The 12,443-nt window shown below is 73.7% G+C and carries 14 protein-coding genes; 7 read left to right on the top strand and 7 right to left on the bottom strand.

Features of this window, described 5'->3' with window-relative positions; translation table 11 throughout:
* Nucleotides 1–4: 4 nt before the first annotated feature.
* Complete coding sequence (locus WMF44_RS43895) at nucleotides 5–439, top strand: GNAT family N-acetyltransferase (RefSeq protein ID WP_012240797.1); 435 nt, start codon at nucleotides 5–7, stop codon at nucleotides 437–439.
* Between the two features lie 172 nt (nucleotides 440–611).
* Nucleotides 612–1,115 carry a cyclic nucleotide-binding domain-containing protein gene (locus WMF44_RS43890; protein WP_437295998.1) on the top strand — a complete coding sequence of 168 codons (504 nt, stop codon included), beginning with the start codon at nucleotides 612–614 and terminating at the stop codon, nucleotides 1,113–1,115.
* An 80-nt stretch (nucleotides 1,116–1,195) separates the two neighbouring features.
* Here WMF44_RS43890 and WMF44_RS43885 read toward each other — a convergent pair whose 3' ends face one another.
* Nucleotides 1,196–1,672, bottom strand: a complete 477-nt coding sequence (locus tag WMF44_RS43885) for a hypothetical protein (RefSeq protein WP_437295997.1) — start codon at nucleotides 1,670–1,672, stop codon at nucleotides 1,196–1,198.
* Nucleotides 1,673–1,827: 155 nt separating this feature from the next.
* On the bottom strand, nucleotides 1,828–2,271 hold the full coding sequence (locus tag WMF44_RS43880) for a hypothetical protein (protein ID WP_437295996.1): 444 nt from the start codon (nucleotides 2,269–2,271) through the stop codon (nucleotides 1,828–1,830).
* Between the two features lie 213 nt (nucleotides 2,272–2,484).
* Here WMF44_RS43880 and WMF44_RS43875 point away from each other — a divergent pair, with 213 nt between their 5' ends.
* From WMF44_RS43875 to WMF44_RS43865, 3 genes are read left to right on the top strand one after another with little or no spacing between them, the layout of a single operon-like run.
* Nucleotides 2,485–3,183, top strand: coding sequence for a YggS family pyridoxal phosphate-dependent enzyme (locus tag WMF44_RS43875; RefSeq protein WP_437295995.1), 699 nt, complete (start codon nucleotides 2,485–2,487; stop codon nucleotides 3,181–3,183).
* The gene (locus tag WMF44_RS43870; RefSeq protein WP_437295994.1) at nucleotides 3,180–3,764 is read left to right on the top strand and encodes a TlpA family protein disulfide reductase; all 585 of its coding nucleotides are present in this window, start codon (nucleotides 3,180–3,182) and stop codon (nucleotides 3,762–3,764) included. Before WMF44_RS43875 ends, WMF44_RS43870 begins: the two co-directional genes overlap by 4 nt.
* A complete protein-coding gene (locus WMF44_RS43865) occupies nucleotides 3,761–5,152 on the top strand; it encodes a replication-associated recombination protein A (RefSeq protein ID WP_437295993.1) in 1,392 nt (463 codons plus the stop codon). Before WMF44_RS43870 ends, WMF44_RS43865 begins: the two co-directional genes overlap by 4 nt.
* A gap of 33 nt (nucleotides 5,153–5,185) precedes the next feature.
* Here the strand turns inward: WMF44_RS43865 and WMF44_RS43860 are convergent, their stop codons facing one another.
* Together WMF44_RS43860 and hpt are read right to left on the bottom strand one after the other, a co-directional pair.
* Nucleotides 5,186–5,512: a tetratricopeptide repeat protein gene (locus WMF44_RS43860; RefSeq protein ID WP_437295992.1), complete on the bottom strand. Its 327-nt coding sequence runs from the start codon at nucleotides 5,510–5,512 to the stop codon at nucleotides 5,186–5,188.
* The gene (gene hpt / locus WMF44_RS43855; RefSeq protein ID WP_157907284.1) at nucleotides 5,509–6,030 is read right to left on the bottom strand and encodes a hypoxanthine phosphoribosyltransferase; all 522 of its coding nucleotides are present in this window, start codon (nucleotides 6,028–6,030) and stop codon (nucleotides 5,509–5,511) included. The genes WMF44_RS43860 and hpt overlap by 4 nt, the downstream gene beginning before the upstream one ends.
* 151 nt (nucleotides 6,031–6,181) lie before the next feature.
* Between hpt and WMF44_RS43850 the strand changes: the two genes are divergently transcribed.
* The gene (locus WMF44_RS43850) at nucleotides 6,182–6,628 is read left to right on the top strand and encodes an acyl-CoA thioesterase (protein WP_437295991.1); all 447 of its coding nucleotides are present in this window, start codon (nucleotides 6,182–6,184) and stop codon (nucleotides 6,626–6,628) included.
* 22 nt (nucleotides 6,629–6,650) lie between these two features.
* On the opposite strand, the gene WMF44_RS43845 is transcribed toward WMF44_RS43850, so the two are convergent.
* Both WMF44_RS43845 and WMF44_RS43840 read right to left on the bottom strand, forming a co-directional pair.
* Nucleotides 6,651–7,949 carry a hypothetical protein gene (locus tag WMF44_RS43845; RefSeq protein ID WP_437295990.1) on the bottom strand — a complete coding sequence of 433 codons (1,299 nt, stop codon included), beginning with the start codon at nucleotides 7,947–7,949 and terminating at the stop codon, nucleotides 6,651–6,653.
* Nucleotides 7,946–8,701 (bottom strand): HAD family hydrolase, encoded by a 756-nt coding sequence (locus tag WMF44_RS43840; RefSeq protein ID WP_437295989.1) that lies wholly within the window; start codon nucleotides 8,699–8,701, stop codon nucleotides 7,946–7,948. Before WMF44_RS43840 ends, WMF44_RS43845 begins: the two co-directional genes overlap by 4 nt.
* Nucleotides 8,702–8,917: 216 nt before the next feature.
* Between WMF44_RS43840 and WMF44_RS43835 the strand changes: the two genes are divergently transcribed.
* Nucleotides 8,918–9,310: a hypothetical protein gene (locus tag WMF44_RS43835; protein ID WP_437295988.1), complete on the top strand. Its 393-nt coding sequence runs from the start codon at nucleotides 8,918–8,920 to the stop codon at nucleotides 9,308–9,310.
* 39 nt (nucleotides 9,311–9,349) lie between these two features.
* On the opposite strand, the gene WMF44_RS43830 is transcribed toward WMF44_RS43835, so the two are convergent.
* A complete protein-coding gene (locus tag WMF44_RS43830) occupies nucleotides 9,350–12,349 on the bottom strand; it encodes a carboxypeptidase regulatory-like domain-containing protein (RefSeq protein ID WP_437295987.1) in 3,000 nt (999 codons plus the stop codon).
* Nucleotides 12,350–12,443: the final 94 nt, after the last annotated feature.

The following is a 12,443-nucleotide window of genomic DNA, read 5'->3' as shown; positions in this document are numbered from 1 at the left end:
ATGCATGGAGACACGGCCGCTGACGAAGCCCGACTACGACCGGATCGTGGGTGAGATCGATCGGTGGTGGGCAGGCCCAACCAGCGCGCTCGCGCACCCGATCTTCTTCTACGAGCTCGGCAGGCTCGCGCGCGTCGTCGAGGATCGCGGGTTGCTCGTCGGTTTCCTGCTCGGGTTCAGGTGCCCGGACGCGGCGGTCGGGTACGTGCACCTCGTCGGCATTCACCCGGACTATCGCCGCCGCGGCGTCGGCAGGATGCTCTATGCGGCGTTCGAGGAGGACTGCCGCCGCGAGGGCTGCCGGCAGCTCAAGGCGATCACGACGCTCGGCAACGAGGGCTCGGTGCGCTTCCACGCCGCGGTCGGCTGGTCGGCGGCCGAGGTCGAGGACTACGCCGGGCCTGGGCGTCCGCGGATCGTGTTCACGAAGGACCTCTAGCGCGGATCGCGCGGAGCACGCGCGTGTTGCGGCGTACGCTCTCGACGGGGTACATCTGCTCGGGACCGCGAGGTGGAGCGATGCGAGAAGGCGAGCATGTTCGCGACGTGGTGGTAGGCGTTGTCGGGTCAGCCGACAGGACGGTCGCCGCGGGCGCCCTCGGTGCATCCAGGTGAGCGCTAACCCTTCGCTGATCACGCAGCTGCGCGAGATCGGGCTGTTCGGAGGCCTGGGCGATCACGTCCTCCAGGGCCTCGCCGACACCCTGGAGCTGCTCGATCTGGAGCCGGGCGCCGTCGCCTTTCGCGAGGGCGACAGCGGCCGCGAGATGTTCGTGCTGCTCTCGGGGGAGATGGAAGTGCTCAAGCGGTCGAAGCGCGACGTCGAGGCGCGCGTCGCGGTCCTCGGGCCGAACGACTGGTTCGGCGAGATGTCGATCCTCGACGTGATGCCTCGCTCGGCGACGGTCCGGGCGATCGCCCCGTCGCGCTTGCTGCGCGTCACCGCGCACGATCTCGACACCCTCTACCGGCGCGATCTCAAGTCGTACACGCTGCTGGTGCTGAACATCGCGCGCGAGATGTCGCGCCGCCTTCGCGTGGCGGACAGCCTGCTCGCCGAGCTCGTAGCGAACATGCTCGACGAGTACGCGCGGCCGCGGCGACCCGGGATCTGATCCGGCGCCGCCGCGTCAGTCGGCGCCGAGCGCTCTGCCCGCGGGCGCCGGGCCCGCCGGCGCCGGGCCCGCCGGTCGCCTCATCCGCCGTCTGGACCGATCGCTCCACCGGCGCCGGCTTCGCCACCCGCGCCGCCGGCTTCGCCACCCGCGCCACCTGCACCACCGCTGCCGGCGTCGCCACCGGCGCCACCTTCGCCGCCTGCGGCGCCCGCACCACCGTCGTCGGCTTTGCCACCCGCGCCGCCCGCACCGCCGCCCGCAGGGTTGGCCTGTTCGCCCCCCGTGCTGGTTGAACCGGTGCTGCTACCGGCCCCAGTCGAAACGGCGCCGCTCGAACCGGCCGCGTCTGGTGGCAGGAGGCCACCGCCGCCCGCGCCGTCGTCTTCACCGGGATCGCCGGGATCGCCGGCGGCGACGCCCCCTCCTGCGCCGGTCGCGCCCATGTCTCCGCAATCACCGCACCCGATGCCCCCCTCGGCGGGAGGCTCCGGTTGTGGATTGAACACACAGCCCGCAAGGACGACCCCGAACACAAGGACGACAAGCTGGCGCATAAGCTCCCTCCTCATAGCACCCTGCGCATCTCCCTGCCCGCTTGTGCGGCGCTCTCGTCCGCGGGAACGCTGCGTCGAGCGCGATCCGTCGGCTGCTTCTCGCTCGCGCTTACCGCCGGGTCGACATCGCCGTCAGGCCCGGGCCGCGTGCTCCTTCAGCCGCATTCCACGGCACCGGCGCCTCCAGCGCCGCCCACACCGCAAGGCTCGCCGCCCGCGCCACCCGCGCCGCCCGCGCCACCCTGGCCGCCCGCGCCGCCCTCGCCGCCTCCAGCACCGCCCTGGCCGCCCGCGCCGCCCTGGCCGCCCGCGCCGCCCGTGCCGCCCTCGCCGCCTCCAGCACCGCCCTGGCCGCTTGCGCCGCCCGCCGCGCCCCCATCGCCACTGCCGCCCGCGCCCGTGGTCTCCCCGCTGCCAGCGCTGGTCCCTGCCGCCGTGTTGCCGGCGCCCGTGCCACCCGAACCTGAGCTGCCCATCGCCGCACCTGTCGACGTCGACCCCGAGGGATAGGGATCCCTGTCATCGAACGGCGGTTCAGGCTGCGGGTTGAACGAGCATCCAACCGCGAGGAGCAGGGTGAGGAACAGCAGGCTTCGCATGGCGGGTACGCCGAGTATGGCAATCAACATGCCACGTGAAAATAGCCGAAAAGCGCTTCGATCGGTCCGCCGTCGACGCCGCGCTCAGGCACACTCTGGCACGCCGCTCGGGCGGTTGGATCCGGCACTCCCTCCGCGCCACGACCTGCGCGGACCGTCCGCGGCAGGTGGTCCCCCTGGTGTCCACGGCGGCAGCTCGCGGTATCGTGCGGCGTGATTTCGGAAGACCTGGGGAACGTCGCGCCGCGGCTCGACGAGGTGCGGCGCCGGATAGCGAGCGCCGCCGCGCGGGCAGGGCGCGGGCCAGAGGAGGTCCGGCTCATCGCCGTGTCGAAGGGGAAGCCCGCGGAGGCCATCCGCGCCGCCTACGCCGCCGGGCAGCGGGATTTCGGCGAGAACTACGCGCAGGAGCTCGTCGAGAAGGCCGAGGCGCTCGCCGATCTCGACGGGCTCGTGTGGCACGCCATCGGCCAGCTTCAGAGGAACAAGGCGAAGCTCGTCGCGCGCGTCGCGCACGTCGTGCAGTCGGTCGACCGGGAGGAGCTCGCCGTGGAGCTCGATCGGCGCGCGGCCGCGCTGAGCCGCACCCTCGACGTCCTGATCGAGGTGAACGTCGGCGGCGAAGCCTCGAAGGGCGGCTGCGCCCCCGGCGATTTCGCGCCGCTCCTCGCCGCGATCGCCCGGTGCGCGCACCTCCGGCCGATCGGCCTCATGACCATCGCGCCGTTCCTCGAGGACCCGAGCGACGTCGCGCCGTTCTTCGCGCAGCTGCGCGCCCTGCGCGACGCGCACGGCGGCCGGGCCGTGCTGCCCGAGCTCTCGATGGGCATGTCGCACGATTTCGAGGCGGCCATCGCGGAAGGCGCGACGTGGGTCCGCGTCGGCACCGCCATCTTCGGAGCCCGCGGATGACGGCGACGTCCGCCGCGTCGCGCCTCGGCGCGGCCCTCCGTGGCGGTGGCGTCGCGCGCGGCGCCACGCTGGCTGCGTGCGCGCTGCTCGCGCTCGGGTGCGGGCCGGGCGCGATGCCCGCGTCGGTGCGCCACCCGCTCGTCGGCAGCGCCGCGCCGGAGTTCCACGCGGAGTCCACGGCGGCGGTCACCGTCGGCGTGCCCGGCACGCGCAGGACGCGGGTCACCGTGATCGACTTCTGGGCGTCCTGGTGCGCGTCGTGCAGCCGGACCATGCCGGCGCTCGACCGGCTCTGGCGCGACCGCAAGGCGGACGGGGTGGCCGTGATCGGCGTGAACGTCGACGACTCGGAGGCCGCCGCGGAGGCCGCCGCCCACGAGCTCGGCGCGACGTTCCCCATCGTCGCGGATCTCGATCAGCGGCTCTCCGGGACCTACGGCGTCGCGCAGGTCCCCCTCACGTTCGTGGTCGACGGCGCGGGCACCGTGCGCTGGGTCGGGCACGATCCGGCGAGCGCGCGCCGCGCCGTCGAGGTCCTCCTCTCGGAGCGCCCCGCGGGCGCGCGGTCGGTTTTCGAATGAGCGCGACCCGGGGCGGCGGCGGCGGCGCGCGACGGCGGCCCGCGGGCGACGAGCCGACGCTCTTCGACGCCGCCCGGCAGCGGGAGCCGGAGCTCAAGGCCACGGTGCCCCTCGCCGAGCGCATGCGCCCGCGCTCGCTCGAGGACATGATCGGCCAGGGCCACCTCCTCGGCGAGGGCAAGCTGCTCGCGCGCGCGATCGCGGCCGACCGGATCCCCTCCATGATCCTGTGGGGCCCGCCGGGCGCCGGAAAGACCACGCTGGCGCGCGTCGTCGCGCACACGACGAACGCCCGCTTCGTTCCCTTCAACGCCGTGCTGGGCGGCGTGCCGGAGCTCCGCGAGATCCTCGCCCAGGCGCGCACCGCGCGCTCCTACGAGGGCAAGCGGACGATCCTGTTCGTCGACGAGATCCACCGCTTCAACAAGGCCCAGCAGGACGCCTTCCTCCCGCACGTCGAGGACGGGACGATCACGCTCATCGGGGCGACCACCGAGAACCCCTCGTTCGCGGTCAACGCGCCGCTGCTCTCCCGGTGCAAGGTCTTCCGGCTGCAGGGCCTCGGCGCCTCGGAGCTCGTCGAGCTCCTGCGCCGCGCCCTCGAGTCGCCCGCCGGGCTCGCCGGCGCGATCGCCGCGGACGACGACGCGCTCTCGGCCATCGCGGCGCTCGCGCAGGGCGACGCGCGCAGGGCGCTCACCACGCTGGAGATCGCCGCGGACGAGGCGGGGCGCGCGGGCGCCCCCACGATCACGCGCGAGCTCATCGCCGGCGCGAGCGAGCACAAGACGCTGCTCTACGACAAGGCGGGCGAGGAGCACTACAACGTCATCAGCGCCTTCATCAAGTCGATGCGCGGCTCCGATCCCGACGCCGCCATCTACTGGCTGATGCGCATGATCGAGGCCGGCGACGACCCGCTCTTCCTGCTGCGCCGGATGATGATCTTCGCGTCCGAGGACATCGGCAACGCCGACCCGCGCGCGCTGGAGATCGCCGTCGCCGCGGACGCCGCGTTCCGGCGCATGGGGATGCCGGAGGGGCTCTACCCGATCACGCAGGCGGCGCTCTACCTCGCCACGGCCCCGAAATCGAACGCCTGCAAGACCGCCTGGCACGCGGCGCAGGCCGCCGTGCGCGAGCACGGCGCGCTCCCGGTCCCGCTCACGCTGCGCAACGCGGTCACGCGGCTCATGCGCGACGAGGGCTACGGCGAAGGCTACCGCTACGCGCACGACGAGCCGGGCGGCGTCGCGCTGGGCGAGGCCTACCTCCCCGAGCCGCTCGCCGGCAGCCGGTTCTACGAGCCGACCGATCGCGGCTACGAGCGGACCATCGGCGAGCGCCTCCGCCGGATCCGCGGCGAGGGGGAGGGTGAGGGCGGCTGAGGCGCGGCGCCGGCCGGCCCATCCGTCACGGCGTCACGCGTCGTCGTCGCCGCCCGCGCCGGCGAGCGCCTGCTGGAGCTCGCTCAGCGCGTGCTGATCTCCCTTGCTGCGCGCGGCCCCGATGCCGTCGACAAGCCAGGAGCGCCCCTCGTCGATGCGGCCTGCCTTCACCAGCATCGTCCCGCACATGAGGTACATCGGCACGTACGCCGGATCCATCGCCCGGAGCGCGCCGAACGTGGCGAGCGCGTCGTCGTGGCGGCCCTGGCCCGCGTACTCCAGCGCGAGCGCGTACCAGTGGAACGGATCCTTCGACCCATCCCGGGTCATCTTCTCGAGCATCAGCAGCCGCTTGCTCACGTCGCCTCCACAACCCCGATGAACGGCAGGTTCCGATAGCGCTCGGCCCAGTCGAGCCCGTAGCCGACCACGAATTTGTCCTCGATCGTGAAGCCCAGGTAGTCGATGGGCACCTCGACCCGCGCGCGCGCCGGCTTGTGCAGCAGCGCGCAGACCTTCACGCTGTTCGGCATCCTCGTGCGGAAGAGCTGGAGCAGGTGCGAGATCGTGAGGCCCGTATCCACGATGTCCTCGATGAGGAGGATGTCCTCGCCCTCGATCGGTCGGGTGAGGTCCTGCGTGATCTGGACGACGCCGGTCGAGGCGGTGCCCTCGCCGTAGCTGCGCACGCCGAGGAACTCGATGCGCACCGGCAGGTCGATGTGGCGCGCGATGTCGGCGGTGAACACGAAGCTCCCCTTGAGCACGGAGACGAGCACGAGCCGGCGCTCCGCGTAGTCCCGGGTGATCTGCGCGCCGAGGTCGCGCACGCGAGCGCCGATCTGTTCGGCGGACAGGAGCGTCCGGACATTCGCCATGGTGCCCGCTAACATCGCGGCGCCCGCGCCACCAGCGCCCAGGCGGGCCCTGCGTCGCCGCGCGCGGCGATCCCATGTCACGCCGCTGATGTCGCGCGGTCGCTCTGCTGCTGCCCGGGTCGAAACTGGGTTAGTCTCTGCGCCTTCCGCGATGCCGCTCCCTTCTCTGCCTGACGCGCCCCCGCACCTCACCTCGCGCACGCCCCTGGCCGTCCGCTTCTGCGAGACGGATCTCATGGGCATCGTCCACCACGCGAACTACGTCATCTACCTGGAGGCTGGCCGCATCGACTGGCTGAAGCGCCGCGGCCTCTCCTACGAGGAGATGGTGCGGCGCGACCTTCACCTCGCCGTCGCGGAGCTGCGGATCAAGTACCGCCAGGCCGCGCGGTTCGGCGACGACCTCGTGGTCGAGACGACCTGCCGCGAGGTCCAGCGCGTCACAGCGCGCTTCAGCTACCGGATCCTCCGGGGCGAGGACGTCATCTGCGACGGCGACATCCTCCTCGCGTGCCTGGGATCGAACCTGACGCTGACGCGGATCCCGGACGACATCGTCCAGCTCCTGGCGAGCCCCGAGACGACGGCCGATCGCTAGGGCAGGGGACGCCGTCCTCGCTTCAGCCGCCGTCCGCCGCCTCGGCGCCGCTGCGCACGATGCGCGCCGGCATCTCGACCGTCTGCGGCGGCTCGATGCGCTCGCCGAGGAACGTGCGCCACTGGACGACGTAGCGCCCGCGCAGGGGCCCGATCACGTAGCGCTCGCTCGCCGGAGGCACGGCGACCGCGGGGATCCCGTCGACGAGAAGGTACAGCAGCTCGTCCGTCTGGTTGACCGCGACGAACCCCTCGCCGGGCGCGCCCGGGTCGACGCTCGCGGGCAGCTGGAGCGGCTCGGCTCGGATGGCCGCGAGCTCGTCGCGCGTCAGGAAGACGCCGCCCTGCGCCGACGGGAGCCCGGCGGCGGCGTACGCGGCGCTCGGGGGCGGCATGAGCATATCGGTCGAGATCAGGTCCGTTCGCCGGGCGATCGACGTGACCTCGAACGCCACGCCGCCGCCGCCTTGCCAGGCGTAACTCGCGTAGAGCGGCACCTCGCCGGCCACGCACTCGGGCGACTTCGGATCCACGCCGAGGATCTCCAGCAGCGCCCGGCAGAGCAGCGGCCCCCCGTCGCCGGCCTCGGTGACCCTGCCGAGCTCGACGTACAGCGCGCCGAGGCTGCCGTGCACCTCGACCTTGCGGACGTCGATCTCGAGCCGCTTGCCGTCGCCGACAGGGCGCGCCGAGCCCGTCGACAGCGGCGTCACGTCGACGCGCCGCTCGCCGAGGAGCGTGCGGAGCGCCCCCGGCGGCACGACCCGGTACTGGGTCAGGGACGGCCAGAGCAGCACCTCGCCGTACACGTCATGGCGCGCGCGGAGCTCGGAGCCCGCGGGCAACGGGAGCGCGCGCGACGTGAACTGGACCCGCATCCGGCCCGTCTCCGCGAGCTCGACCTTCCACGTCAGCTCGGTGAGCTTCTGCGCCGCGTGGATGCCGGAGGCCGCCACCTCGGGCGCCTTGGGGGGCTGCGGCACGTCACGGAAGCGGAACGCCGCCTCGAGCATCACGCCGGGGAGCTCGCGGGGCGAGAGCGCGTCGTCCGGCAGGGGGGTGGCGGGCGAGAGCGGCAGCGGCGACTGCGGGCTCGCCTCGGACATGATGAGCCGGCCGTAGTCGTCGGCGATGATCTTCGCGGTCGCCTCGGCGGCGGACGCGTCGAGCAGGTCCGGCGTCTCGTTCGCGAGCGGCGCGGGGAGGATTTTCGCGTTCGGGCTCGCGCCGGCGTCCAGGGGATCGACGGGCGCGTGGCGCGACGGCTCGCACCCGGCGGCGGCGAGCAGCAGGAAGGCCGCGGCGGCGCGCGCGGCGATCACGGCTCCAGCTCGAACGTGTGGATGACGCGCACGCGCGCGTCGAGCGGCGGCGGGTCGGGCGCGCACTGCGTGTCCAGGAAGACCGCGGTGCAGCGGGGGTGGCAGCCGAGGAGCAGGTTGCAGTTGGCCGCCTCGTTGTCGAACACCGCGATGACCCGCCCGAGCCGCGAGAGCTGCGGCGCGACGCTCCGCTTGAACTCGGTGTCGGGCATCTCGAACCTCGGCTTCACGACGAGCTCCGTGCCGATGACCCCGATGGGGAAGCCGAGGTCGCGCAGGCTCGCGAACGAGCCGAGCGCCATCTTCGGCAGGTCGCGGCCGGTGAGGTACACGAGGGTCGCCCCGGCCGCGTGGCAGTCGCGCGCGTACTGGCTCGCGCCCGGCACCTCGACGTCGTGCCGGATGTGCGGATCGTTGAAGAAGCGGGCCCTCCAGAAATCGAACGCGTGCAGGTGGAGCGCCTCGTCGTCGACGCCGAGCCGCCGCAGGTTGTCCTGGAACCCGTACACGATGCCGTCGGGCGACGCGCGCTCGAGGAGGGCGGCGGCGTGCGGGTGCTTGCGGCGCCACTCCTCCGCCAGCTCATGGAGGATCGCGACCACCCGCGGCCGGTTGTCCATGAGGGTGCCGTCCAGATCGAAGACGATCACGGGGGGCCCCTCCGACCGATCGGCCGCGCGCTCGACGATGGATCTCAGGAGCCGCGTCCGCTCGAGAGGGACGAGGCGCTTCTCGTGAAACAGCGTGCTCAAGGTCGTCGCGCCGCGGAAACGCGCACCGTCCGCGCGGCTCCTCGGGCCGGAACCCTAGCGCGAACTCGCCCTCCCCAGAAGCGACGGCGCCCACCCCCTCGCCAGAGCCCGCGATCCTGCGTAAGTGTGCCGAAATATCCTACATTGTTGGCCTATTCATTCCGCTCTTCGTAGGATTTTCCAAGTCGGGACCCTCGAGGCTCCGAAGGAAGGCCCATGCAGAACCGCATCAAGACCGCTCTGACCCTGGCGATGGCGATGACCGCCGTGGTGGGCTGCTCGAAGACCCCTCGCGATCGTTTGCAGGGGCGCTGGCATGGCGATGCCATCGAGAACGCCCCTGTGGACCAGCTCACCAAGGCGACCGGGTGGGTGAAGGGAACGGCGCTCGAGTTCAACGGCAGCAAGGTGACGGTGACCGTGCCCGCGGAGACGCCGCGCAGCGGCACCTTCAAGGTGACGAAGGCAGACGGCGATCAGGTGACCGTCGCGTTCCTCCGCCCCGAGGGCGGGCTCGATGAGGCGGCGTTCCGCTTCACCGCGGATCAGACGCTGCGCTGGGAGATCGGCGACGGCCGCGCCATCGTGCTGACGAAGGCGAAGAACTGAGCTCCGCCGGCGCCCCGGCGGGAGCGGGCGCCGGGCCGTCTATCGCCGCACCCGCTCCCTCCGCACCCGCGTGAGCCACCGCGCCTCGCCGCGATCGCCGTCCCGCGCGAGCAGCACCACGACATCCTCCGAGAGCGGCCCGGTGAGGCGCCGCCGCGCTTCCTCGATGGAGCGCACCTCGACGCCGTTCACGGACAGGAGCCGATCGCCGGGCTCGATGCCGGCCTCCTCGGCCTCGCTCGCCGGGGGCACCGACACGACGGTCACGGTCCTTCGCTCCTCGCCGAGCGTCACCGCCAGGCTCCCCGCGCCCTTCGGATCTTGCCGCGCGCCGTCTCCTGGCAGCGCGATCCTCACGCGCTCGGTCGTCCTGCCGGCCCGGACCTGCACCGGCTGCGACTCGGCGCGCCCGAGATCCGCGCTGTACGCCTCGATGATCGCCGTGCCCTCGGGCAGCCCGCCGAGCTGGAACCGCCCGTCGCGGTCGGTGGTCACCACGCCCGGCGGCAGCGGGCCGAGCGGCAGGTACGTCGGCACGCGGTCGCGCGCGACGCGGGCCCCCGCCACCGCGTCCCCGCGCGGATCGACGACCTGGCCGGCGACCTCTCCCGCCTCGGACAGGTCGATGCGCCCGAGGTCCATCGGGCGATCGGGATCGCCGGCGATCGTCACCCGCAGCGTCGCCGGCGCGTACCCGTCGCGGCTCACCGTCACGCGGAACTGGCCCGGCGCGAGGTCGGTGAGCGTGAAGGCGCCCTCCGCGTCGCTCGTGGCGCGGCGCGGCCCGGTCGTCGAGAACAGCGTGATCCGCGCGCCCTCGAGCCGCTCCCGCCCGCCGCGCCCGGTCACAGTGCCGGTCGCCTTGAGGGCCGCGCCCATCTCGAGCCGCAGCGCCTTCGGCGCGGCGTCGACCTGCTCGACGCGCGGGGACCTGCCGGAGCGCACGAGGCTCACCCGGAGCGGCAAGCCGGCGGCGTCGGGCAGCAGCGCGTCGCCGTCGTCGTCCGTGAACAGCGTCTTGCGGAGCGGGACGGCCACGTCGAGCGAGAGCACGCGCACCTCCACGCGATCGAGCGGGTAGCCGCGATCGTCGGCGACGTGGATGGCCACCGCCTCGCGCACCTTCGGGAGGACGACCTCGATCTCCTTGCGATCGCGCTCCGGCACCTCGACGACGAGCCGCGCCACGACGTCGCCTGGCGACTCGGCCCGGGAGACCGAGACGAGCACCTCGTCGGGGACCGCGGCGAAGGCGAACGTGCCGTCGTCGGCGGAGTACGTCACCCGCTCGAGCGAGCCGGCGGTCGCGGCCAGCTCCACGCGCGCGCCGGCGACGGGCTTGCGGTCCTCCTCGAGGACGCGGCCCTCGAGCAGGCCGCCCTGGCGCATCACCACGCGCACGTGGGCCTCGCCGCCCGGCTGCAGGGTCACGATCTCGCTGGGCGTCTCGACGTACTCCGGGTGCCGCACGATGGCGTGGACGCGCCCGGGGGTGACGGGCTCGGCCCGGAACGTGCCGTCGGCGCGCGTGACCCACGGCTCGCCCGAGCGCACCGAGGCGGCCGGCAGCACCGCGTCGCCATGCGGCAGGTCCGGGATGGGGCCCGGCATGACCCCGAGCTCGCCCGCGGGGATCAGCGGCGCCGGGCCGGGCAGGGCGCGCTCGAAGTGCTCGTCCCTGAACTCGGACATCGCGGTGGTCTCGTCGATCGGCATCCCCTCCGCGTCGGCGCCCACGACCTCGATCGTCGCGCCCGGGACCGGGTAGCCGCGGTCGTCGACGACCTCACCCACGAGCGCGCCGCCGCGGAGCAGGGGGATGCGCACCTCGGTGGCGCCCGCGTCGACCTGCACGGCGTTCCTCGGCACGAAGCCGGCCGAGAGGGCCGAGGCGCTCGCGTATCCCGGCGCGATGGGCCCGAGCGTCACCGACCCGTCGTCGCCCGTGCGGCCGTGCAGCGGGAACGCCGACAGGCCCTGCTCGACGAGCACGACGTTCGCGCCCTTCACGGCCGGCGCGTCCTCGCCGTCGCCGTCGGTCACGAGGAGCCGCACGTGGCGGCCGGGCCCGAGGACGAGCTTCACCTCCTTGCCCTCGCCGCGCCTCACGGGCACGGCCAGCGCTGTCGCGCTCACGGCGGCGCCGCGCCGGGCCTTGAGGTCGTATACCCCGTCGCGGAGCCCGGCGATCCTCGCGGCGCCCGTCGCGTCGGTGGTCGTGCTGCGCGCTGGCCAGAGCCCGGTGCCGGCGGCGAGCACGGTCGCGCCGTCGGCCGGCTGCCCCTCCGCGTCCACCACGCGGACCGTGAGGGCGCCGAGCCGATCCATGCGGAGCCGGAGCGGCGCCGGCCCGGGCACGATGCCCGTCCGCACGGTGTCCTCGAAGCCGAGCGCCGACGCGCGGACGACGTAGGGCGCCGCCCCGAGCCGATCGAACCGCGCGCGCCCGCCTTCGGCGGTGGTCGCCACGAAGGGGACGGGATCGGCGGTCGCGACCGTCACCTCGGCGCCGTCGATCGGGCGCTCGGCCTCGTCGACGACCAGCACGTCCAGCACCTTCGCGGGCCGCAGCACGAGCTCGACGGCGCGGGGGCCTGGCTCGAGCGCGACGCGGGTCGAGGCGCGGGCCCGCTCCGCGCCGTACGCCATGATCCAGGCCTCCCCGGACGGCAGCCCGGTGAAGCGAGCCTCGCCCGAGGGATCGGTCTTCAGCTCGCCCGCGAAGTAGGCGCGGTCCTCGCGCATGGCGAAGACGCGCACGGCGGCGTCCTTCAGCGGGCGCCCCTGCTCGTCGCGCACGGTGGCGGTGAGCTCCGCCGCGCGCCCCTCCACCCACGCGGGCACCGGCGGCGCCGGGATCGGCGCCCGCGGCAGGAACCGCGGCCCCAGATCGCGCAGCGTTGTCGCGGCGAGGAAGCAGACCAGCGCGGCGATCGCGGCCAGGACGGCATCGAGCCGCGACCGGCGATCGGCCCGGTCGGCTTCCGCTGCGGGTCGCCTGTCCTGTTCCGCTGCGGGTTGCTTGTCCTGCTCGGCCACGGCCTGGATTTCTACTCCGGATCCGTGAAAACGCCGAACGTCCCGCCGCCGTTCCCCCGGCCGCGCCCGGATCCCGCGGCGCCGCGCCGGCGTC

Origin of the sequence: Sorangium sp. So ce426 (genome assembly GCF_051475585.1) — a bacterium.
Lineage (GTDB): Bacteria > Myxococcota_A > Polyangia > Polyangiales > Polyangiaceae > Sorangium > Sorangium cellulosum_B.
Note: the sequence above shows the minus strand (reverse complement) of the source record. Positions and strands in the feature narration are given on the sequence as shown.

Bases quoted from the DNA above. Each gene is read 5' to 3' on its own strand.
- WMF44_RS43895 (WP_012240797.1), top strand. From the start codon at position 5: ATGGAGACACGGCCGCTGACGAAGCCCGACTACGACCGGATCGTGGGT.
- WMF44_RS43885 (WP_437295997.1), bottom strand. From the start codon at position 1,672: ATGCGCCAGCTTGTCGTCCTTGTGTTCGGGGTCGTCCTTGCGGGCTGT.
- WMF44_RS43880 (WP_437295996.1), bottom strand. From the start codon at position 2,271: ATGCGAAGCCTGCTGTTCCTCACCCTGCTCCTCGCGGTTGGATGCTCG.
- WMF44_RS43870 (WP_437295994.1), top strand. From the start codon at position 3,180: ATGACGGCGACGTCCGCCGCGTCGCGCCTCGGCGCGGCCCTCCGTGGC.
- WMF44_RS43865 (WP_437295993.1), top strand. From the start codon at position 3,761: ATGAGCGCGACCCGGGGCGGCGGCGGCGGCGCGCGACGGCGGCCCGCG.
- hpt (WP_157907284.1), bottom strand. From the start codon at position 6,030: ATGGCGAATGTCCGGACGCTCCTGTCCGCCGAACAGATCGGCGCTCGC.
- WMF44_RS43850 (WP_437295991.1), top strand. From the start codon at position 6,182: ATGCCGCTCCCTTCTCTGCCTGACGCGCCCCCGCACCTCACCTCGCGC.
- WMF44_RS43835 (WP_437295988.1), top strand. From the start codon at position 8,918: ATGCAGAACCGCATCAAGACCGCTCTGACCCTGGCGATGGCGATGACC.